Consider the following 21231-nt stretch of genomic DNA (forward strand, 5'->3'; position numbering starts at 1 on the left):
GGCAAGGAGTTCGGCTTGGCCGCAAAGGAGTTTGGCTGACTTGCAGAGGAGTCTTGCCGAGCAGGAAAGGAGTTGTACTTGGCAGAAAAGAAGTCTGGCCGACTACCAAAGGAGTTTGGCCAAGCCACAAAGGAGTTCTGCCGAATTGGAGAGGAGTTTTGCCGAGTAAGAAAGGAGTCCGGCTTGGTTACAAAGGAGTTTGGCTGAGTACAACTCCTTGGCAACCGAGCCAGCGACCTGTTGCAATTGCCTCAACTGCTTGCCAGGCTGAGACAAGAAGCAGCAGAGGAAGAGTTATCGCTCTGCCAAAGGATATTTGCTGTCTTGCCAGAGTTTCCAACCGCCTTCAAGAACATACACCTTGCTGAAACCCTTTGCAATCAGCTGAGATGCCAGACCGGCACTCTTGCCTTGCCCTGCTCAGGCGCAATAAACCACCAAGGTTTTGTCCTTAGGGGTATTCTTTACCCAGGTGTCCAGGTTGTCATCTGACAGCCAAACTGCGCCGGGAAGTTTAAACTGGCTGCTTTCCCATTGGGCTTGGGAGCGCGCGTCAATGACGATCAGCTCCGAGGAACCCAGTTGTGGCTTGAGTTCCTCTTTGCTCATCAGCTGAAATTCAGCAGCGGCCAAGGCGGGAAACAGGCCGGTGAAAAAGAAAAGTGCTGCTGTTACTGCGAACCAAATGTTCTTCATGCTGTTCTCCTTTTTGGATTGATCATACAACTGGCCTCGTCATGAGTGACCAGGATTGAGTTCAGGAAAGACGGCCAAGGCAGCCTCAAAGTCAAACCGCTCCACCGGGCCTTGCAGGGTAGCTAACTGCTGGCGGAGGTCTGGCTGGGCCATGTGCAACAGCCCTGCCAAGGTCTCGGCAGCACTTGCATCATAACTGCGCAGCTGTTCTTCCAGCAGGTGCAGCGCGGTATTGATTTGCTGGTGATTGATCGGGGTAGTCTTGTCATCTACTGGCGGCAAGCTCTGCAAGGCCACGATGACCTGCTCCAGCTGGAACTCTGCTGCCTCTAACAGAGAGTCAAGGGGCTGGTTGTGGCGAATGTTGTCCTCCAGTACCTTGGCTGTCTCCTGCAAGGTCTCCGCTCCGATGGCTCCAGCCATGCCTTTCAGGGTGTGGGCAAGCCGCTCCGCGCTGTTCCGCTCGTTCTCAGCCAGCTGCCTGCGGATTTCTCGCACTGCCCCTGGGTATTCTCTGGCAAAGCTGTGCAGGATACTCAGATAAACCCGCTGATTGCCGCCGAGCCGCTCCAGCGCAACTCGGCTATTAATGCCACAGAGCTGCGGCAGCTTGCCTGCGATGTGGCGTTCCTGCCGCTTCTGGGGCTTATCCCGCACGGCAGGCTTGATCCAGCGGCAAAGGGCAGCCAGCAGTTGCTTGCGGTCAACTGGTTTGGGGATATGGTCGTTCATGCCAACTGCTCGACACTGCTCGCGGTCATGGCGCATGGCATTGGCACTCATCGCCAGGATGGGCAGGCTGTCGTATTCACTCTGGCGACGAATGGCTGTGGTGGCCTGATAGCCATCCATGACCGGCATCTGGATATCCATCAGCACTAGGTCATAGCGGCCTGGCTGGAGCAGATCAAGGGCCTGCTCGCCGTTCTCTGCCAGATCCACCCGAAAGCACTCCTGCGTGAGTAGCTCCATAGCCACCTGCTGGTTGATGGCGTTATCTTCCACCAGGAGAATGTGTGCGCCTCTGATCTGCTCCAAGGTGCTGCGGTCTGGGCTGGCCAGTTCTGAGTGCTTGAGATAGGCAGCCAGTTCCTCAGGAGCTGAGAGCGGCAAGGGCAGGGTAAAGGTGAAGGCACTGCCCTCGCCTGGCGCACTGACCAACGTAATGGTGCCGTCCATCATCTCCACTAATTGGCGGGTGATGGCCAGGCCCAGGCCAGTGCCGCCGTACAGGCGGGTGGTGCTGCTGTCTGACTGGACAAAGGGTTTGAACAGCTCTTGCTGCTGCCTCTTGGCAATGCCAATGCCAGTATCGCGCACCGTGAAGGCGACAGGCAGGCAGTCGTGCTGGGCGTGGAGGCCAGGCCGCACCTCAATGGTTATCTCACCCTGCCGAGTGAACTTGAAGGCATTGCCAACCAGGTTGAGCAGGATTTGCTTGATCCGCAGAGGATCACCAAGCAGATGCCGGGGGATCTCTGGGTCAATGCGGACATGCAGCGGCAGGCCTTTCTGCTGACTGTGAATGGCCATCAGGGAGCTGATCTGGCCAAGCAGGGCATGGAGGTCAAAGGGGATGGACTCCAGCTCCAGGCGGTGCGCCTCTATCTTGGAGAGGTCGAGGATATCGTTGAGCAGGCCCAGCAAGGACTGGGCTGATTCATTAACCTTCTCCAAGTAGTCCGACTGCTGGGGAGTCAGTTCCGTGGTGAGTGCCAGCTCAGTCAGGCCAATGATCCCATTCATCGGGGTGCGGATCTCGTGGCTCATGTTGGCGAGGAAGTCGCTCTTGGCTTGGTTGGCCTTCTCGGCCAACGTCCTTGCCTCAGCCAAACTTTGCTCCACGGCCCGCTGCTCAGTGATATCATCACTGATGCCGAGCAAATAGACAGGCTTGCCCTGGCCATCGAGAATCGGCACCTTGCGGGTGCGGAGTAAGCGGGTCCCTTGATGCTGAGTAGTGATCTCCTCTTCGGAGAGCGCGACTGTCAGACCACCACTGAGGATCTGCCGATCTGCGGCCATCCGGGCCTCGGCCTCAGCAGGGGGTAAGAGATCGGCATCAGACTTGCCGAGGAAATCAGAGGCAGGCCTGCCAGTCAGCAGTTCGCCTGCTCGGTTAAAGCGAACATAGCGCAGCAACTCTGCCTCTTTGACAAAGAGCATCGAGGGCACCGTCTCAAGCACCGAGTCTAAGAAGTGATGCTGGCTCAGGAGTTGGAGTTCTGCCTCCTTGCGGCGGCTAATGTCCTGGACTAAGCCGAGCATGTTGAGTGGCTCGCCGTACTCGTCCCGCAGCACATCGCCCTGCTCGTGCAGCCAGTGCACACTGCCGTCTGGCCAGACGACCCGGTACTCAAGAGTGTGCTCTGTGCCGCGCTCCAGGCAGGCTGTAACTGCCTCGGTGAGCCGTTGCCGGTCTTCAGGGTGAACAGCTTCCAGGAACTGGGCATGGCTGATCTTCATAGAGCCGGGTGGCAGGCCAAAGAGAGGCGGCACGCCTTTGCTCCAGTGCAAGATATCGCTCTCGATCTGCCAGTCCCATGAGCCAACCCGGGCAAACTGCTGGCTTTTGCGCAAGCGTTCTTCACTGCGCTGGAGGGCGATTTCTGCCTGCTTGCGCCGGGTCACATCCTGGCCAATGAGCATGTAGCCCATCATCTCGTTGTCAGAATCGCGAATCGCTGAAACCCGCAGTTCAAAGTGCCTACCATCAGACCGCTGGGCCGTGTACTGGTAAAAGCCCTGCTCGCGGACGATCTTGACGGCCTGATCCAAGCGTTCTGGCGGGATCTGATAGAGGACATGGAACTCATGTACAGTCCTGCCAATCACCTCTTCTGGCTTACAGCCGTAGATCCGGCCTGCTGCGGGGTTGAAATAGAGGATGCGCAGGTTGAGGTCGGTGGCGGCGATGCCAGTGTCTGGCGCAGATTCAAGCAAGCTGCGCAGAACTGACTGATCATCCAGGGCACGCCAGGCTTGGCGGAGCTGCCGCTCCTGTTCGTGGATGATCTCCCGCAGCAGCCGGGAGTAGCGGCTTTGCAGGCCTTTGAGCAGATCTGTCTCGGTGATCAGACCAGTCAATCGTCCGTCCTGATCAACAATCACCAAGCGGCGGATCTGCTGCATTCGCAGGATCTCCACCACATCAGGCAGCACTGCCTGCTCAGACACCGCACAGACCGGCTGGCTCATCACCTGCTGGAGCCGAGTGTGATAGAAGTCCACTCGTCTGAGACTGAGGCGCACGACATCCCGCTCGGTGAGAATACCAACAGGTCGCCCTTCTGCATCGGCAACAGGCACGCAGCTGATGTTATGCTGATGCATCTGCTCCAACGCCGCATGAACCGAGTCAGTCGGCTTCAGGGTGATCAGCCCGCGCGCAACCACCTCCTTGATCGTGGTCAGGTCAACAAAGTATTCGAGACCAAGGGAGTGGAGGAAGTTGGTCTCTGTGACCATGCCCACGGCCTTGCCTGCTGAATCCACCACCACCAGATGCCGCGACCTGGACAGCACCATCAGTTGGAAGGCCTCGCGGCAACTGGTCTCTGGCAAGGCAGTGATTGGCTTGCCGCTGGTCAGGGTTCGGCCTGTCAGCCCGGAATAGAGCCGGTCTTCCGCCGCATTGCGGGTAACGTCCTGCTCAGTCACTAAGCCAAGAGGAATCCCCTCCTCAGCAAGGATAACTGCTGAGATGCGATGCCGCTCCAGCAGCTCCAGTAAGGCTGGAAGCGGGGTGTCCGGCAAGGCAGTGATTGCCGGGGTGGTCATCAGCTGGGCAAGATTCATGATCTGTAAAGTATAATCCAATCGTAGCAGTGCGGCAAGAAGACTATAGCGATAATCCGGCAGGAAAAGATACGGTTCAGCTTTTGTTAGCGGAAGATGAGTATCGCGTGCAAGATGGAGATAGCATAGTGTCTCTGCTGACTCGACCAGGTTGATTACAGGTCAATCAACAATAAGGCTTGACTTGTCCCTTAATCCTTTCTACAAATCGGGCGGCAGCGATCAAGCTCCTGTGCTTGCCTAGCCCTGCCACATAGATTCATCCCTTTCTGCGAGGTGGAACAGTTTATGATTACTTTGCTTGATTACGGCGCAGGCAACGTGCGCTCGGTTATCAATGCCCTGGAAAGCCTGGGCGAAACCGTGCGATGTGTCAGCACGCCAGAAGATATCCTCCAGGCTGAGCGGTTAGTTTTTCCCGGCGTAGGTAATTTTGGGGCTATGATGCGCAGCCTGCGTGAGCAGCAGCTTGCCGAGCCTTTGCTGCAATACCTTTACGCTGATCGGCCATTTCTGGGCATCTGCGTTGGCCTCCAGGCCTTGTTTGCCGCCAGTGAGGAGGCCCCAGAAGAGCCAGGACTCGGCTTTCTGCCGGGTCGGGTGCGGCGGTTCCAGGGTGATCTGTCTGTGCCGCATATTGGCTGGAATGGGATTAGGGCGCAGCAGCCATCGCGGCTTTTGCACGGCTTTTCTGGCCTCGAAAAATTCTACTTTGTCCACTCCTACTATGCTGAGGCGGATAATCCTCTGGATGTCCTGACCAGCACCGACTATGGCTGCGCGTTTGCCAGCGCAGTCCAGCATGGCAACATCACCGCCACCCAGTTTCACCCGGAAAAGAGCGGGGAAGCTGGCCTGCGCTTGCTGGCCAATTTCCTCGATACCAGCCGCGAAACCGTGAGCCTGCGTTCTTGCCCGCAAAGCACCCAGCTGGCGGCCCGGATCATTGCCTGCTTAGATGTACGCTCGAATGATCAGGGCGATTTGGTCGTCACCAAAGGGGATCAGTATGATGTGCGCGAGCAGGGCGAGGTGCGCAATCTGGGTAAGCCGGTGGCTTTGGCGCAGGAGTATTACCAGCAAGGCGCAGACGAGATCACTTTTCTCAATATTACTGCCTTCCGGGCCTTTCCGCTCGCGGATATGCCGATGCTGGCGGTGCTGCGGGAGACCTCGAAGCAGGTTTTTGTCCCCCTGACCATTGGCGGCGGCATCCGCGACTTCACCGATGCTGAGGGTAGATTCTGGTCAGCCTTAGAAGTGGCCTCAGCCTACTTCCGCTCTGGCGCGGACAAGGTTTCCATTGGCTCAGATGCGGTGCTGATCGTAGAAAATGTCCTGCGGCACGGCAAGGCCACGGGCCTCAGTTCGATTGAGCAAATTGCCAGGGTCTATGGCAATCAGGCCGTGGTGATTTCGATTGATCCCCGCCGGGTGTATGTGGATTCCCCGGCGGCGGTACCGCATCCCGTCATCGAGACAGCCTTTCCTGGCCCGAACGGCGAGCGGTATTGCTGGTATCAATGCACCGTCAAGGGCGGGCGGGAAGGGCGGGATTTGGATGCCATTACCCTGGCCAAGGTCTGCGAACAGCTGGGCGCAGGCGAGATCCTGCTCAATTGCATAGACCGCGATGGCACCAATGCCGGCTTTGACTTGGAGCTGATCCGAGCCGTCAAGCAGGCCGTGGCCATCCCAGTGATTGCCTCGAGCGGCGCAGGCAAGGCCGAGCACTTCCTGGAGGTTTTCAGGGAGACCAAGGCCGATGCGGCCCTAGCCGCTGGCATCTTCCATCGCAAGGAGGTGCCTATCGGCGCAGTGAAATCCTTCCTCAAGGGCAAAGTGGAGGTCAGGCAGGAGGGCTGGTAAGGGCAAGCACCGCTCCTTTGTCGGGAGCTTTTCAACGTGTGAATACTGTATTCACTCGTTTGAAACCAGCATTTAGATGTTTGAACGGAGCGTTCACTCGTTTGCCTGGAGCTTTTGCACGTTAAAAAGCTCTATTCAGACGTGTGAATGCTCAGTTTACTTGTTCAAATGGAGCTTACAGACGTGTAAAACCAGCATTCACTCGTTTGTTTGGAGCTTTTGTATGTTGCAAAGCTCTACTTAGACGTATAAATGCTCCGTTTGCTCGTTTAAATGGAGCTTGCGGACGTACAAAACCAGTATTCACTCGTTTGTTTAGAACTTTTGCACGTTGCAAAGCTCTATTCAGACGTGTAAATACTCTGTTTACTCGTTTAAACAGAGCTTGCAGGGGTGGGGAAACAGGGGCTAATGGAGCGGTGGGTAGGGTAAAACGAAGAGGTTCTTCGTAAGAATTATTTTGAACTTGCATTTTCAAATTTTTTATTAGCAAAACTTTTCCGGTGGGTTTCGTCATTTATATAAATACCGGATAGATCTAAAAGAGAATGAAAGATATGAGTTGTATTTACCGCCACGTCTGCATGTTCTTTGAGTGTCTGTATTTTATTGGCATAGTATTTATCATACGTTTCTGACCGCCAAATTAAGAAAGGTATTTCCTTTTCGTATTCACTCATAACTGTTCCGCCATGAGTGAAGCCAAATTTATCGTCGTCGTAAATATTTTCTCCGTGATCAGAAGCGTATAGCATCAAGCTGGCATATTCAGGCCTTGATTTCATCATTGAAATAAGCTGATAAAGAAAAAAATCAGTAAACATAATGCTATTATCGTAACTATTAATTAGTTCATCTCTGTATTTTCGTGATATTGAGGAAAAATCCAGTTTGTTTTTCATTACTGGCTTAAACACTTCGTAGTCACCTGAATACCTTAAACTGTATCTAAAGTGACTTCCAAGAGAATGGATAACTATAAGTAAATTTTTGTGATTATTATTTTTTAGGATTCTGTCAAAAACAGGGATGATTGATTCGTCAGTTGCATAAGAATCGGAATACATACTCGATTTCGAGGTAATATCTTCGAGTTGATCTGCTTGTTTTGCGTATATCTCTAGCATTGAATTCCAAAACGGCTGGTTGTTAATATAAACCGTATAAAACCCAGCCTCTCTAAAGGCCTTTAATAGAGATGGCTCTGAAAGATGAAGTTTGAAATTTTTATCTGTTGCCCGCGAGAGAAAAACAACTACTGAAAACATAGTAAGATTATAGACTGTTTCAGCGTCTTTCATGGCGATGAGATTAGTTTCTTTTTCCAGCAAGGGATTTGTCTTTCTTTCATAGCCGTATAAAGAAAAATTATTGCGCCGGGCAGTTTCTCCGATCACTAGAACTATAACTTTTCTTGCATCAGCAGGCTCAACCTCTCTCGCGCCAAAAGTAAATGATTTTATTTTTTCATTGTACTCCATCATGTTTCTTCTGTCTTTTTGACATCCAATAAAACTTAGAACCCAATTAGCAGGAAAGGTTTTCTGAGCTTTAAGAATATAACTATCTACAATATGATCGAAAAAACTATGATCTGTAAGGTTGTTATTTTTTATCAGCATAAGTGCAACATATATATCTCTTGCTACAATTCCTCCCTGACAAAGGAGCACTAGAGCAACAAACAGCACTCTTGTTTTCTTTCCTATCGAGAAAGATCTGCTTACACACAGGGCTAGAAATATATAGAGAGAAAGATACAAAATAGATACTAATATATACAAGCCATTCGCCATTAAAATTTCCAACGCTTCGCTCGAATGAGTGTTGAAAATAGAAGCCATTATCCCTTTGTTTAACGAAGATTTAAGCGTTACCGCTATATATATTTCAACCGGAGCTATGAATATTACTGGAGAAAGGACAAGGAGTAATTTCCTTGGTCGCAAGAATGGTAACAAGAAAAGAACAAAAGAAAATCCGTACAAAATATACGCAATCTTTCTTGTCGGTGTACTTGCTATCGAATCAATAGAAAAAAAAGCATCTACAACGACAGGAAGTAGTAACAATAAAATTGCTACCAAAAAATAATGGATCGATTTCGAGGGTGATTTCATTCCGATCATCCTTAGTTTATGAAAAGAATATGAATTTTTCTATTCAAGAAGAGTGTACCAATCACAGATTGCGTAACGTAGAAGAAACACCAGATCAAGATAGGTAGTACGTGACTGCCTGCTCTTCCTGAGTAGTAGGATAAAAAATTCTTTCTGTCACTGAGAAACCACGCGGCAGCAGATTTTTTTTCTTGCTTGACAAGATTCGTATATTGCGGTACGTATGAGGCGTAGGCGATATTACGATTCCTCATCAGGTATTATTTTCAGGAGGCAACCATGCACATCTCGGAAGGCGTGCTTTCCGCGCCAGTGCTCATCATCGGTGGAGTGCTCGCCGCAGTTGGCACGATCATTAGTCTGCACCGAAGAGAGCAGGACGATATTATGCCCACCGCACTGCTCTCTTCAGCTTTTTTTGCAGCGAGTTTGGTGCATGTTCCCTTAGGGCCAGGATCGGTGCATCTTGTTCTTAATGGGTTACTCGGCCTGGTGCTGGGTTGGGCTTGCTTTCCAGCCATCCTGATTGGCCTGTTCCTCCAAGCAGTCTTCTTCCAGTTCGGCGGTCTAACTGTGCTGGGCGTGAATACCATGACAATGGCAGCCCCGGCCCTCTGCTGCCATTATCTTACTCGCCACTGGTTGGAGCAGCCAAGCACCCGGCCTATTGCCGCCTTTACCGCTGGTGCGCTGTCCATTCTGCTTTCCTCGCTGCTGACCGCCTTAGCCCTCAGTTTATCAGATGAGGGATTCGCTGCCACGGCCAAGATGCTGATTGCCACCAACCTGCCAGTCATGCTGATAGAAGGCTGCATCACTATGTTCACAATCGGTTTTATCACCAAAGTGCAACCAGAAATATTACAGCTCAAAGCTGTCTCATGAACCGTTCCTCCTTAGGCTGTCTGCTGCTTTTCATGGCCCTCTTGCTACTACCGCTGTCTGCGCACGCCCATAAGCTGAGTATCTTCGCTTGGCCAGAAGGCAACGAGATTCGTGGCGAGGTGAAATTCAGTGGAGGCAGACAAGCCAAGAATGTCCAAATCGCTGTGCAGAACGCGGCAAACAGCACGGTTCTCACTGAAACAGTCTGCGATGAGAAAGGTGAATTTCGCGTTGCCTTACCCGAGCAAGCAAGCAAGGTGCAGTATGATCTCCTGCTTGTTGCCAATGGTGGTGAAGGGCATCGTGGTGAATGGCTTTTAGAGGCCAAGGAATATCTTGCCGCAGTTGGCAATGACACCTCACCCGCTGCCTCGGCATCTCCTGTGCTGAATGAGCAGCAACTGCGGCGCATCGTTGCTGAAGAAATAAGCAAAGGCCTCTCGCCATTACGTAAGACACTTGCTGAAAACCAGGAACATAAACCCAGCCTCCACGATCTCCTCGGTGGCATCGGTTGGATTCTTGGTCTAGTCGGCATTACAGCATGGGCGCAGAGCCGTAAAAATCATAAACAGCGATGATCATCTTATCTTGAATGGCTAGAGAGCATAGTTTCTATCCATTCATCCCTATACACTCAAAAAGGAGCAACCCATGAAGATGAAAGCTGCATCGATGACCGCTGTCTTGCTTGCCTGTTTAACAGGTAATGCCTTGGCCCACTTTGGCATGGTCATTCCCTCAGAGAACATCCTTACTCCAGCCAAGAAGAGCTTCAAGGTCGATCTCTCCTTCATTCATCCCTTTGCCATGATAGGCATGGATTTAGCCAAGCCCAAGCAGTTTTACCTGAGCAACGGCAAAGACCAAACTGACCTCCTGCCCCAACTCAAAGTGAGCAAGGTCCTTGAGCATCAGGCATGGACGACTGACGTTACAATCAAGAAGCCAGGTGTCTATGGTCTGGTCATGGAACCTACTCCATACTGGGAGCCTGCTGAAGATATATACATCATTCATTACACTAAAACCCTGATCGCCGCGTTTGGTGATGATCAAGGCTGGGATGAGCCGCTGGGCTTGGCCACAGAGATTGTACCCTTAACCCGTCCGTTTGCTAACTATGCAGGCAACAGCTTTACAGGTAAGGTGCTGCTCAATGGTAAACCGGTGCCTGGCGCAGAAGTTGAAGTAGAGTTCTACAATCAGGACAACAAGCTGGATACCCTCAGTGATTACCACGTCACGCAAGTGGTTAAAGCAGATGAGAACGGCATCTTTACCTTCGCCTGCCCCTTAGCTGGTTGGTGGGGCTTTGCAGCCCTGAATGAGGCCGACTACAAACTCAAAGGGCCAGATGGCAAAGAAGATAAAGGCGTAGAGCTGGGTGCGGTATTGTGGACCTATCTTGATGCCTATAAGAACAAGTAACTGACAGTCACGCAATACTGCACCGGCAAGTCACTTCTGCCCCTGCGTCTTGCTTTATGCCAACATCTGCGCACAGCCTTTACCAGGCTCGCTCTGACGTTTCTCCTCAAGTCAGCCGTCAGGCTCTCCTGGACAAAGGTTGTGCGCAGACCTTTACTGACAACAAGCGTAATCTGTCCCGCGTGATTAAGCAATAGGAGACATATCATTACATTCGAGCAATTCAGCGTCGGCAACTCGTTCCTGCATCGTGCCGCCCCCCATTCTAAACTGCTCGGTGCAGGAATATTGACCCTGAGTCTTGCTTTATCCCAGCAACATCTGCGTACAGCCTTTGCCGGGCTTGCTCTTGCGGTACTCCTCACCTCAATAACCAAGTTGTCCTGGACCGAGGTTGTACGCAGACTTTTCCTCGTCAATAGCTTTAATCTCTTCCTCTGGATCATTTTGCCGCTGACTTACGGTAAAGGTTTGATGATCCGCCTGATCGGTTTACCTGTTAGCCTGGATGGCCTATTCCTTGCTGCCTTGATCACCTTAAAGGCCAACGCTGCGGTACTGTTTTTCATCAGCCTGCTTGCCACATCCACAGTCGCCCAACTGGGGCATGGCCTGCAACGCCTGCATGTATCCCAGCGGCTCTGCCTCCTCCTTCTTTTTGCCTACCGGTACCTGTTTCTTATCCACGAAGAATTGCTACGCCTGCACCGCGCCGCAGAGTTACGCTGCTTTCAGCCACGCACGAATCTGCATACCTATAAAACCTACGGTTACTTGCTCGGCATGGTAATCGTTCGCAGCTGGAATCGAGCAGCACGGATTCAGCAGGCTATGCTTTTACGCGGCTTTACCGGCACGTTTCACAGTCTCGAGATCATGCCTAAGCTGCGCCACCAGGATATCTTACTCATGATCAGTCTTTTATTGGCCGCAGCTGGGCTGGTAGCCTTGGACTTGATCGAGTATATTTGAGTATCCTGCGGTTCCACGTTCTCTTTCCCTTCCTCTTTTCCATCCTTATGGTGAGGCTACCTTGCTTCCGCTTATCCAGCTGCAACAGATATCTTTTGCCTATCCTGGCAGTAACCAATTGCTGCTCAACCAAATAGATATAACCTACTCGTATCGGCAACGGATTGGCCTAGTCGGCGCAAATGGCAGTGGCAAGACGACCTTACTGCATCTCATCATGGGCTTAGTCCGTCCCACAGCTGGCCAATTGCTGTTCAAAGGCAACGAGATGCGCAGTAAGGAGGATTTCCGCAAACTACGCCGGAGTATTGGCCTAGTCTTTCAAGATGCAGACGATCAACTCTTTTCGCCGACCGTGCTTGAGGATGTTGCCTTTGGCCCGTTAAATATTGGCTTGAGTCAGCAAGAAGCATTGCGCGTCTCCCGCGAGACCTTAAAGTATCTCGGCTTATTACATTTAGAGAACCGCGTAACCCATCAGCTTTCAGGTGGGGAAAAGAAATTGGTCTCACTCGCCACCATCTTATCTATGCAGCCGGAAGTGATGTTACTCGATGAGCCGAGTAATAACTTGGATACAGCAACCCGTGCAAGATTGATAAGCATCTTGAATCGCCTCAATATGGGCTATATCATCATCTCCCATGACTGGGATTTCTTGTCGGAAACCTGTGCAGAAGTCTATACTTTGCATGAGGGCAAGATTATCCAGAGTAGCACTGAATGCTTACACAGTCACCATCATGCCCACAGATTAGGTAATTGCCCTCATGCGCATGAGCATGAAGAGTAACGGCTTAATCCGCAACAAGAGCATTATAAAGTAATTCCATTACCCTACGCCAAGAAGGGCAGGCACAGAGGCCTGCCCCTACCAAGGCCATCCATCAGTATATACTGTTGCTATCCAACAGTACATACTGTTGCCACCCAACTAACAGTACTGTTGCCACCCAACAGTATATACTGTTGCCACCCAACTAACAGTACAGATGCCACCCATCTAACAGTATAGATGCCAACCCTCAGTATGTACTGAGACCAACCCTCAGTACCTATTGAGACCAACCCTCAATCACTATTGTAGATAGCCTCTAATCAGTATTGTAGCCAAGCCCCAATACCTAGAGCTGGAACATCATAAAGACGGGTACGCAAAGAAAGCAGGCTGGTTGGAAGGCCGGGGATGATCTGTGGTCGATCATCCCGGTTGTTGGTACTGAAGATGGGCTTATGCTGGTTCTGTTAGGGCTGCGAAAAGATATTCGCGATTGAGGCGGGCAATATGCTGAAGGGAGAGTCCTTTAGGGCACACTTGCTCGCAGAGTCGGTTATTGCCGCAGCTGCCAAAACCCTGGCGATCCATGGCAGCAATTAACGCTAAGGCGCGTGTTTGACGTTCAGGCTGACCCTGGGGCAGTGCCAGTAAGTGGTTTATTTTCGCTGAGACAAAGAGCATCGCTGAAGCATTTGGGCAGGCAGCCACACATGCACCACAGCCGATACATGCAGCGGTATCCATGGCTTGTTCCGCTTTATGTCGGGCCACAGGCAGATTATTGGCTTCGGGCGCAGAGCCGGTATTGATGGAGACGAAGCCACCAGCTTGGATGATTCGATCCAGTGCTGAACGATCAATCATTAAGTCTTTCAGGATCGGGAAAGCAGTTGCACAAAAAGGCTCGACCCAGAGGTGTTGGTTATCCTGGAAATCCCGGACATGTACCTGGCACAAGGTACTGCCGCTACCGCCTTGCTGCGCTCCATGTGGCCGACCATTCACCACAGCTCCGCATGAGCCGCAGATTCCTTCGCGGCAATCGCTGTCGAACGCTATGGGTTCCAGACCTGCTAAGGTGAGCTGCTCGTTGAGATGATCTAATAACTCGACGAACGACATCGCTGGGTTGAGATGGGACAAACAGTGGGTTTCAAAGGCTCCGCTTGCTTGTGGCCCAGCTTGCCGCCAAATGTGCAGGGTGAGGGAGAGGGTAGTTGCTGTCATGTTCTGCCTAGTTATGACAGCAGCAAAATACTCTGCAATTTTCTCGTCCAATCATTTATCCCTTTCTCGCAGAATTCCCAATCAGCTAAGTCAGATTCCCAAAGTTTACTGATGCTGTTCTCAATCTGATTGATATATTCCTCATCCTCGGCTATGCGCTGGGAAAATGTTTTATAATCGCAGCCGTATTTCAGTCGGAACAGCTTTTCTTGCTTCTTCAGGCCAGCAATCTTAGCGGCAATTTCATCAATCAAGTAGCGTTGCAGCGCGGCATCAACTGCTGACTGGAGGTCATCGTTGAAAGAAGGCAGCAGTTCAGCGTAGCTGTTATTTATAATAATTGATTTTGAAATATTTGCTTCCATGTCTTAACTTTTCCCAGCTAACAGATTAAATTCTATGCGACTATTCGGCCAATCAATTTTCATCATCCGTTCTGGCTGGTCATGTATTGCTGGCTGACGATCTATGCGGGTTTTCTGTTTTGCTATGCTGAGATTGCCTATGCTGATGAAACGATAAACATACCCTTTGAGGAAATCTTGCTTGTCCCAAAAAGCCTTGCCTATTTCCTGACAATAAGAAAGCAGGCAGCGAGTCCCTCTTAACTGCTGAACAATTTCAGGTGGCTTGCCTTTTCTGTACTTCATTTCAATGCAAAGAATGACCTTCTTCTGCCCAGAGTCAGCTACTATGACAAAATCTGCGCGTTTACATTCACCTTTTTCGCCTTTGAAGATTGAGTCGGGAGCCTTGAATGAATCAGCTTTGATGACAATGACGTTATCTGGCATCCCTGCTATAGTGACAGAGCCGCTTGGACATTGAGGCTCATTCAATACAACATATTGCTTTCCATTCCTGTCCTCAAGTGCTACCTTTGCTTCATCTTTTATCATCTGCTCAAGAAGTTCAATGTCCGTCATGCTTCACTCTCTCCCCAGACGATTTCCTCTTGAATTCTATTGATAGAATCAATGGTTGCATCAAAACTGCGTGCTTGAATGCCAAGCTCAGGATCTATGTCGGCAGGCACTAATGTTTGACAATAGCTTCTGCGCTGCCCTCCATCTAATTTCACTAATGATTCTTCAGCGATATACACTTTGACCTGATCTGAAGATATAAGTTCATCCCGACAATATCCTTCTCGTTCAGCAATATTTTTCAGATGTTGTTTGTCATGATTGAGCATGATCAGCGTGTTCAGTTCCTTGACAATATAGTCACTGTGGGTTGTAATGAAAACTTTAATGCCAAGGTTGACTAATCTTGCGAACATCCTTGCCACTCGCCGCTGATTCTCCGGGTGCAGATTAAGTTCCGGCTCATCTACCATCAACAGGTCGCCAGGCTGCGCCATATGCTTCAAATAGAAGCCAATATCCAGCAAGGAACGCACCGCGCTGGAGCTTTCATCCATCGTCAGTTTCACTTTCTTGCCATTTGGGATGTAATACAGCTCATCATTCTTAGTAACTCGGTATTCACCGCCTATAATATCAGAGAAAGTTACCAGCACATCTGGATGTTGTTCAGCGATAAAACTGTTCTTTTTAGCTAACGTTTCAAGCTGCCGAGTAAAATCGACATTATCCTTCACCGGTAGCGCATAATCCTGATATGTCTTAAACAACAGATCAACCGGGTTGACCGATTGATCTGTTTTCGCCATCTCTTCGAGAAGACGATTGCGGGCAAAATTTAATTCCTTGCGAAAGATGGCTGCGCCTGTCCTCTCGGCACTGGCAATGAACGGATTTGGAAACACCTGCCCAAAAATAATTTCTTTCAGAGCATCGCCAATAACTTTTTTGATCACATCTTGCGGCAGTCTAACCCTGCCTTTCTCTACAAGCAAAGTGACAACCACATCGGAGCTGGTCTCTTCCTTTGTAATAAAGAACAGTTCCTTGCTTGCCGCCTTCATGCGCCGCTCATATTTTCCAAAAGGTTTTATATGCTCTGCGGCAACGGTCACAGCAAACGAGCTGTCTTTAAACTTATCCTTCTGGGCAGCAAAAACAGTCGGTAAGAAATTTGAGTACCTTGCACATCCGTCAAATAATATCCGCTCAAAATTTTCAATATAACTATTAATATCTATATGAGTCACACCTTCAGCCATCAGTTCGCTTACATTCTTTGATGCAACATCAACAGATAATCCTTCACGCCAAGTAGATAGAAAACCATAGAGCGCATAGGTGGCATACGTCTTACCTGTATTATTGCCGCCACATAGAATAGTCATCTCACCAAGCGTGAACTCAGCCTGTTTCAATGCGCCAAGATTTTTAATTGTTATTTTCATCTTGCTTTGCTCACTGATTGTATGACATCCTTTCCTTACATCCAAATAGAAGAAAAGGCGGGACACAGCCCGCCCTTTCCCATCCTTCGCTACTGCCTCCCCTTACTTCGGCGCAATCCCCAGCTCCTTCTCCTTCTCATGCACTGCCATCCGGGTCTTGATGGCTGTGTCCGGGATCAGGGACATGGAATCAATGCCCAGCTCGACAAGGAAAGTGGCGAAGTCCGGGAAATCAGACGGCCCTTGGCCGCAGATGCCGATCTTGCGCCCGCGCCGCTTGGCAGTCTTGATCACCATGCGAATCATTTCCTTCACCGCCTCATGCCGCTCGTCAGCAATGCCGGTGAGAATGCCGGAGTCGCGGTCAAGACCATAAGTGAGCTGTGTCAGGTCATTGGAGCCGATGGAGAAGCCGTCGAAGATGTCAGCAAAGGCATCAGCGCAGATGACGTTGCTCGGAATCTCGCACATAACATACAGCTCAAGGCCGTTCTCGCCCTGCACCAAGCCGCATTCACGCATCACCTGAATGACCTTCTTGCCTTCCTCTGGGGTGCGGCAGAACGGCACCATCAGCTTGATGTTGGTCAGGCCCATGTCATTGCGCGCCTTGAGCAGACCCTTGCACTCCAGCTCGAACGCAGGCCGGTACTTCGGATCGTAGTAGCGGGACGCGCCGCGCCAGCCGATCATCGGGTTTTCTTCTTCCGGCTCGTAAAAATGGCCGCCGACCAAGTTGGCGTACTCGTTGCTCTTGAAGTCGGAGAGGCGGACGATGACATCTTTCGGATAGAAACCAGCGGCAATGCGGCCCACGCCCTCAGCCACCTTGTCAATGAAGAACTGCTTCTTGTCTGCATACGCGCCGGTCTTCGCGTCAATCTGGCGGACAACCTCCTGCTTCTCCGGGTCGCTGGACTTCTTCAGCTCCTCGTAGTTGTAGAGGGCGAGCGGGTGCAGGCCGATGTGCGAGTTGATGACAAACTCCTCACGGGCCAAGCCAACGCCGTCGTTGGGAATCTGGCACTCGGTGAAGGCCTTCTCCGGGATGGCTAGGTTCATCATGATCTTGGTCTTGGTCTTTGGCAGGCTGCCGAGGTCAGTCTTCTGCACTTCAAACTTGAGCAGACCTTCATAGACATTGCCGGTCTCGCCTTCCGCGCAGGAGGCGGTGATGGCCTGGCCGGTCTTAATCCGCTCAGAGCCGTCGCCGGTGCCAATGACGCAGGGTATGCCCAGCTCGCGGGAGATAATCGCCGCGTGGCAGGTGCGTCCGCCCCGGTTGGTGATGATCGCCGAAGCAATCTTCATGATCGGCTCCCAGTCAGGATCGGTCATGTCCGTGACCAGCACCTCGCCTTTGCGGAAGGTGCCGATGTCTTTGGCATCCGCAATGCAATGGGCAATGCCTTGGCCAATCTTGCTGCCGACAGCCAAGCCTTTGGCGATGACGTTGCCTTTCTCCAGCAGCTTGTAGGTCTCCATCATGCCCTTGTTGGCCTGCGAATGCACGGTCTCAGGCCGGGCTTGGACGATGAAGAGCTTGCCGGTGCCGACATTCACGCCGTCGCCGTCCTTGGCCCATTCAATGTCCATGCCCTTCTTGTAATGATCCTCGATGATGCAGGCCCAGCTGCCGAGCTTGAGTATCTCGTCATCGTTGAGCACGTAGGCGTTGCGCTCCGCAGGCGTGGTGTCAATGTTCCGCACCGGCTCTGGCGTAGAAGGGTCGTTGTCGTAGATCATCTTGATCGCTTTCGACCCGACCTTCTTGCCAACTATAGGCCTCTTGCCCTGCTTCAGGGTTGGCTTGAAGACATAGTACTCGTCCGGGTTGACTGCGCCCTGCACGACGTTCTCGCCAAGACCCCACGCGCCGGTGATGAAGACCGCGTCCTTGAAGCCGGATTCGGTGTCGATGGAGAACATAACACCAGAGCAAGCAGAGTCAGAGCGCACCATCTTTTGAATGGTGATCGAGAGATACACGTCAAACTGACCAAAGCCCTGATGCTGGCGGTAGGAAATCGCCCGGTTGGTGAAGAGCGAGGCGAAGCACTTACGGCAGTTCTGGATGATGTTGTCGTAGCCGTGGATGTTCAGGTAGGTCTCCTGCTGGCCAGCGAACGAGGCATCAGGCAAATCTTCGGCAGTGGCAGAAGAACGCACGGCCACATCGACGTTCGGACCGTACTCGGCCTCCATCTTCTTGTAGGCAGCGATGATCTCGTCGCGCAGCAGGGGCGGGAACGGGGCGTTGCGGATGATGTCGCGGCACTTGGCTCCGCGCTCGGCGAGGTTGGCCATGTCTTCGGTGTTTAGGTCGGAGAGCACCTGGCGGATTTCCGCCTCAATGCCCGCCTCTTTCAGCAGGTAGCGATAGGCGTAAGCAGTGATAGCGAAACCATGCGGGACAGCAACGCCCTTGCCAGTAAGATGCTGATACATCTCGCCCAGTGAAGCGTTCTTGCCGCCAACCAGCGGCACATCCTCAATGCCGATTTCATCAAACCAAAGGATCAATTTTTCGTCATGTGCCTGTCCCATATTCTCAGTCTCCCTGAACCCGCGATTTGCAAGTAGAATTCATTCGTCCGGCCAGATGCCGCACGGTTTTTACTCCTCAGAGAGACTATGCTAGAAAATTGCCCGCCTGTCAACCTTAACCCGTGCAGGGTGCGCTGTTTTGGGGTAATCTTGCCGCTGCTGGCCGCGCAGGCTGCGCCAGACTACAGTGTCTTTCGGCTCCACGTGCTCTTTGCGCGCTGAACATGCTGCGGCAGCCGGTATGAGCAGGCTGACTCCGAGCGTGTCAGCAGGCTGATACGCAGGGTATGAGCATGCTGACTCGACGGGTATCAGCATGCTGACACGGAGCGTATGAGCAGGCTCATACGGATGAGCAGAGCAGGAGCCGAAGAAACGGACAGGGAGTGTTAGGGAAGGTTCGCTGCGCAAGGCAGCTTAATCATACAAGAACACGGACAAATATCATGTGGGAATATACAGACAAGGTGCAGGAGCATTTCATCAACCCGAAAAACGTGGGCGAACTGGACAAGCCGAGCGGCACCGGCGAGGTCGGCTCGCTGGCCTGCGGCGACGCGCTCAAGCTGACCATTCAGGTGGATGACAAGGGAATCATCACGGATGCGAAATTCAAGACCTTCGGCTGCGCCTCGGCCATCGCTTCTTCTTCTGTGCTGACTGAGATCATCAAAGGGATGCACATAGACGAGGCGGCCAAGCTGACCAACCAGCAGATTGCTGACGCGCTCGGCGGCCTGCCGAAAGAGAAGATGCACTGCTCGGTCATGGGGCGTGAAGCCTTGGAGGCAGCGATTGCCGATTATCGCGGCGTGATCCTGCCAATGGCGCAGGGCAACGTGGTCTGCGAATGCTTTGGCGTGACGGATTTGGAGATCATCCGCGCCATTCGGGAATCAAACCTGCGCTCAGTCGAGGACATCACCAACTTCACCAAGGCAGGCGGCGGCTGCGGTCGCTGCGAGGACAAGCTGCGGGAAATCCTCCAGCAGACCGTGCAGGCGATGGCGGCGGAAAAGGCTTCTCAGCCTAAAGCGCAGCGGCTGACCACCTTGCAGAAGATCAAGAAGATTGAAGACGTGATCGAGAGGGAAATCCTGCCGACCCTGAAGAAGGACGGCGGCGGCATTGAGCTGATTGACGTGGACGGCGACATCGTCACCGTCTCCCTGCGCGGGGCCTGCTCGCGCTGCCAGTCCTCGCTCACCACTCTCAAGGACTATGTGGAGAAGAAGCTGCGCGAGCAGGTCTCAGAAACCTTGATTGTCGAGGAGGCGCGATAATGGACAAAGTGATTTACATGGACAACAACGCCACCACCCGGATTGCGCCGGAAGTGCTGGAGGCGATGCTGCCCTTTCTCACCGAGTATTACGGCAATCCCTCCTCGATGCACACCTTTGGCGGCCAAGTCGGGCGGGCGGTGGAGAATGCCCGCGCACAAGTTGCCGAGCTGCTCGGCGCGGAGCCAAGCGAGATCGTCTTCACGAGCTGCGGCACGGAAAGCGACTCCACCGCCATACTCTCTGCCTTGCAGACCTTTCCCGAAAAGCGGCACGTGATCAAAACCAAGGTCGAGCATCCGGCAGTGAAGAATCTTTGCGAGAACTTGGACAAGTTCACCGGCCAGCCGCATCGTGTCACCCGGCTGGGAGTGCGGGCGGACGGCACTCTTGACCTTGATGATTATCGCGATGCTCTGGCTGATGACACTGCTGTGGTCTCAGCCATGTGGGCGAACAACGAAACCGGCGTGCTCTTCCCAGTGGAGAAGATGGCGGAGCTGGCCAAGGAACGCGGCATACTTTTCCACACCGACGCGGTGCAGGCAGTTGGCAAGGTGCCGATCAACATGAAGAGCAATCAGATTGATTTTCTCTCGCTCTCTGGTCACAAACTGCACGCGCCGAAAGGTATTGGCGTGCTTTATGTGCGCAAGAGAACGCCCTTTGTGCCCTTCCTCCACGGCGGGCATCAGGAGAAAGGACGGCGGGGCGGTACTGAGAACGTGGCTGCGATAGTCGGCCTCGGCAAAGCCTGCGAGTTAGCTGGCAAAATGATGGCTGAGGAGAACAGCCGTGTCCGCGCCCTGCGCGACAAGCTGGAGCAGGGACTGCTGACCTCCATTCCAAAATCCATGCGCAACGGCCACGCCGAGCTGCGCCTGCCCAACACCAGCAATGTCAGCTTTGAGTACGTGGAAGGAGAGGCCATTCTCCTGCACATGAACCGGCACAACATTTGCGCTTCGTCCGGTTCGGCCTGCACCTCTGGCTCGCTGGAGCCGTCGCATGTGCTCCGGGCTATGGGCGTGCCTTTCACTGCCGCGCATGGCTCAATCCGTTTCAGCCTCTCTATATATAATACTGAAGAGGAAGTGGACTTCGTGCTGGCAAAGATGCCGGAGATCATTGCCGGGCTGAGGGCGATGTCGCCGTTCTGGCAAGGGTGATGATGTAGATACCGTCTTGCCTGTCAAGAGGAAAGACCTCCTGCCAGGCAAGACGGCGGATAATTTGGCTGGTAAGGAAGGCGTGTTTTCAGCACGCCGAAGCAGAGATGAACGAGCTTGCGCATGGCGGCGCAGAGAGCGG

General features: G+C 52.3%; 18 protein-coding genes. 9 read left to right on the top strand and 9 right to left on the bottom strand.

Translation table 11 applies throughout. The features are described from left to right. Positions 1-78: 78 nt before the first annotated feature. Positions 79-207 carry a hypothetical protein gene (locus ACNKIB_RS11570; RefSeq protein WP_417910716.1) on the top strand — a complete coding sequence of 43 codons (129 nt, stop codon included), beginning with the start codon at positions 79-81 and terminating at the stop codon, positions 205-207. Positions 208-294: 87 nt separating this feature from the next. Here the strand turns inward: ACNKIB_RS11570 and ACNKIB_RS11575 are convergent, their stop codons facing one another. Continuing rightward, positions 295-696 carry a rhodanese-related (seleno)protein gene (locus ACNKIB_RS11575; RefSeq protein WP_417910717.1) on the bottom strand — a complete coding sequence of 134 codons (402 nt, stop codon included), beginning with the start codon at positions 694-696 and terminating at the stop codon, positions 295-297. 39 nt (positions 697-735) lie between these two features. Beyond that, positions 736-4494, bottom strand: coding sequence for a CBS domain-containing protein (locus ACNKIB_RS11580; RefSeq protein WP_417910718.1), 3759 nt, complete (start codon positions 4492-4494; stop codon positions 736-738). Positions 4495-4782: 288 nt separating this feature from the next. On the opposite strand from ACNKIB_RS11580, the gene hisF reads away from it, so the two are divergent. Further along, positions 4783-6363: an imidazole glycerol phosphate synthase subunit HisF gene (hisF, locus tag ACNKIB_RS11585; protein ID WP_417910719.1), complete on the top strand. Its 1581-nt coding sequence runs from the start codon at positions 4783-4785 to the stop codon at positions 6361-6363. Positions 6364-6818: 455 nt separating this feature from the next. On the opposite strand, the gene ACNKIB_RS11590 is transcribed toward hisF, so the two are convergent. Next, complete coding sequence (locus tag ACNKIB_RS11590) at positions 6819-8483, bottom strand: sulfatase-like hydrolase/transferase (RefSeq protein ID WP_417910720.1); 1665 nt, start codon at positions 8481-8483, stop codon at positions 6819-6821. 279 nt (positions 8484-8762) lie between these two features. Here ACNKIB_RS11590 and cbiM point away from each other — a divergent pair, with 279 nt between their 5' ends. The 5 genes from cbiM to ACNKIB_RS11615 all read left to right on the top strand — a co-directional run bounded on the left by cbiM (position 8763) and on the right by ACNKIB_RS11615 (position 12564). Beyond that, the gene (gene cbiM, locus ACNKIB_RS11595) at positions 8763-9368 is read left to right on the top strand and encodes a cobalt transporter CbiM (RefSeq protein WP_417910721.1); all 606 of its coding nucleotides are present in this window, start codon (positions 8763-8765) and stop codon (positions 9366-9368) included. Continuing rightward, complete coding sequence (locus tag ACNKIB_RS11600) at positions 9365-9949, top strand: hypothetical protein (protein ID WP_417910722.1); 585 nt, start codon at positions 9365-9367, stop codon at positions 9947-9949. Before cbiM ends, ACNKIB_RS11600 begins: the two co-directional genes overlap by 4 nt. A gap of 73 nt (positions 9950-10022) precedes the next feature. Beyond that, positions 10023-10799, top strand: a complete 777-nt coding sequence (locus ACNKIB_RS11605; RefSeq protein ID WP_417910723.1) for a DUF4198 domain-containing protein — start codon at positions 10023-10025, stop codon at positions 10797-10799. Positions 10800-11042: 243 nt separating this feature from the next. Beyond that, entirely contained in the window at positions 11043-11771 is a 729-nt protein-coding gene (gene cbiQ, locus ACNKIB_RS11610) for a cobalt ECF transporter T component CbiQ (protein WP_417910733.1), read from the top strand. A 61-nt stretch (positions 11772-11832) separates the two neighbouring features. Next, positions 11833-12564, top strand: a complete 732-nt coding sequence (locus ACNKIB_RS11615) for an energy-coupling factor ABC transporter ATP-binding protein (protein WP_417910724.1) — start codon at positions 11833-11835, stop codon at positions 12562-12564. Positions 12565-13002: 438 nt separating this feature from the next. Here ACNKIB_RS11615 and ACNKIB_RS11620 read toward each other — a convergent pair whose 3' ends face one another. From ACNKIB_RS11620 to ACNKIB_RS11645, 6 genes are all read right to left on the bottom strand, one after another. Beyond that, positions 13003-13776: a succinate dehydrogenase/fumarate reductase iron-sulfur subunit gene (locus tag ACNKIB_RS11620; protein WP_417910725.1), complete on the bottom strand. Its 774-nt coding sequence runs from the start codon at positions 13774-13776 to the stop codon at positions 13003-13005. An 11-nt stretch (positions 13777-13787) separates the two neighbouring features. Next, entirely contained in the window at positions 13788-14141 is a 354-nt protein-coding gene (locus ACNKIB_RS11625) for a hypothetical protein (RefSeq protein ID WP_417910726.1), read from the bottom strand. Between the two features lie 3 nt (positions 14142-14144). Continuing rightward, positions 14145-14702: a hypothetical protein gene (locus ACNKIB_RS11630; protein ID WP_417910727.1), complete on the bottom strand. Its 558-nt coding sequence runs from the start codon at positions 14700-14702 to the stop codon at positions 14145-14147. Beyond that, on the bottom strand, positions 14699-16090 hold the full coding sequence (locus tag ACNKIB_RS11635) for an AAA family ATPase (protein ID WP_417910728.1): 1392 nt from the start codon (positions 16088-16090) through the stop codon (positions 14699-14701). Before ACNKIB_RS11635 ends, ACNKIB_RS11630 begins: the two co-directional genes overlap by 4 nt. 102 nt (positions 16091-16192) lie before the next feature. After that, on the bottom strand, positions 16193-18637 hold the full coding sequence (gene ppsA / locus ACNKIB_RS11640) for a phosphoenolpyruvate synthase (protein ID WP_417910729.1): 2445 nt from the start codon (positions 18635-18637) through the stop codon (positions 16193-16195). 90 nt (positions 18638-18727) lie between these two features. After that, complete coding sequence (locus tag ACNKIB_RS11645; RefSeq protein WP_417910730.1) at positions 18728-18955, bottom strand: hypothetical protein; 228 nt, start codon at positions 18953-18955, stop codon at positions 18728-18730. Between the two features lie 128 nt (positions 18956-19083). Here ACNKIB_RS11645 and nifU point away from each other — a divergent pair, with 128 nt between their 5' ends. Next, complete coding sequence (nifU, locus tag ACNKIB_RS11650) at positions 19084-19920, top strand: Fe-S cluster assembly protein NifU (protein ID WP_417910731.1); 837 nt, start codon at positions 19084-19086, stop codon at positions 19918-19920. Further along, positions 19920-21089, top strand: a complete 1170-nt coding sequence (nifS, locus tag ACNKIB_RS11655) for a cysteine desulfurase NifS (RefSeq protein ID WP_417910732.1) — start codon at positions 19920-19922, stop codon at positions 21087-21089. Before nifU ends, nifS begins: the two co-directional genes overlap by 1 nt. The last annotated feature ends 142 nt before the right edge of the window (positions 21090-21231 follow it).

Source organism: Candidatus Electronema sp. PJ (genome assembly GCF_048287395.1).
Classification (GTDB): domain Bacteria; phylum Desulfobacterota; class Desulfobulbia; order Desulfobulbales; family Desulfobulbaceae; genus Electronema.

Excerpts from the sequence above, each read along its gene's own strand:
- ACNKIB_RS11580 (WP_417910718.1), bottom strand. The coding sequence starts at position 4,494 with ATGAATCTTGCCCAGCTGATGACCACCCCGGCAATCACTGCCTTGCCG.
- hisF (WP_417910719.1), top strand. The coding sequence starts at position 4,783 with ATGATTACTTTGCTTGATTACGGCGCAGGCAACGTGCGCTCGGTTATC.
- ACNKIB_RS11590 (WP_417910720.1), bottom strand. The coding sequence starts at position 8,483 with ATGAAATCACCCTCGAAATCGATCCATTATTTTTTGGTAGCAATTTTA.
- cbiM (WP_417910721.1), top strand. The coding sequence starts at position 8,763 with ATGCACATCTCGGAAGGCGTGCTTTCCGCGCCAGTGCTCATCATCGGT.
- ACNKIB_RS11600 (WP_417910722.1), top strand. The coding sequence starts at position 9,365 with ATGAACCGTTCCTCCTTAGGCTGTCTGCTGCTTTTCATGGCCCTCTTG.
- ACNKIB_RS11605 (WP_417910723.1), top strand. The coding sequence starts at position 10,023 with ATGAAGATGAAAGCTGCATCGATGACCGCTGTCTTGCTTGCCTGTTTA.
- ACNKIB_RS11620 (WP_417910725.1), bottom strand. The coding sequence starts at position 13,776 with ATGACAGCAACTACCCTCTCCCTCACCCTGCACATTTGGCGGCAAGCT.
- ACNKIB_RS11625 (WP_417910726.1), bottom strand. The coding sequence starts at position 14,141 with ATGGAAGCAAATATTTCAAAATCAATTATTATAAATAACAGCTACGCT.
- ACNKIB_RS11630 (WP_417910727.1), bottom strand. The coding sequence starts at position 14,702 with ATGACGGACATTGAACTTCTTGAGCAGATGATAAAAGATGAAGCAAAG.
- ACNKIB_RS11635 (WP_417910728.1), bottom strand. The coding sequence starts at position 16,090 with ATGAAAATAACAATTAAAAATCTTGGCGCATTGAAACAGGCTGAGTTC.
- ppsA (WP_417910729.1), bottom strand. The coding sequence starts at position 18,637 with ATGGGACAGGCACATGACGAAAAATTGATCCTTTGGTTTGATGAAATC.
- ACNKIB_RS11645 (WP_417910730.1), bottom strand. The coding sequence starts at position 18,955 with ATGCTGATACCCGTCGAGTCAGCATGCTCATACCCTGCGTATCAGCCT.
- nifU (WP_417910731.1), top strand. The coding sequence starts at position 19,084 with ATGTGGGAATATACAGACAAGGTGCAGGAGCATTTCATCAACCCGAAA.
- nifS (WP_417910732.1), top strand. The coding sequence starts at position 19,920 with ATGGACAAAGTGATTTACATGGACAACAACGCCACCACCCGGATTGCG.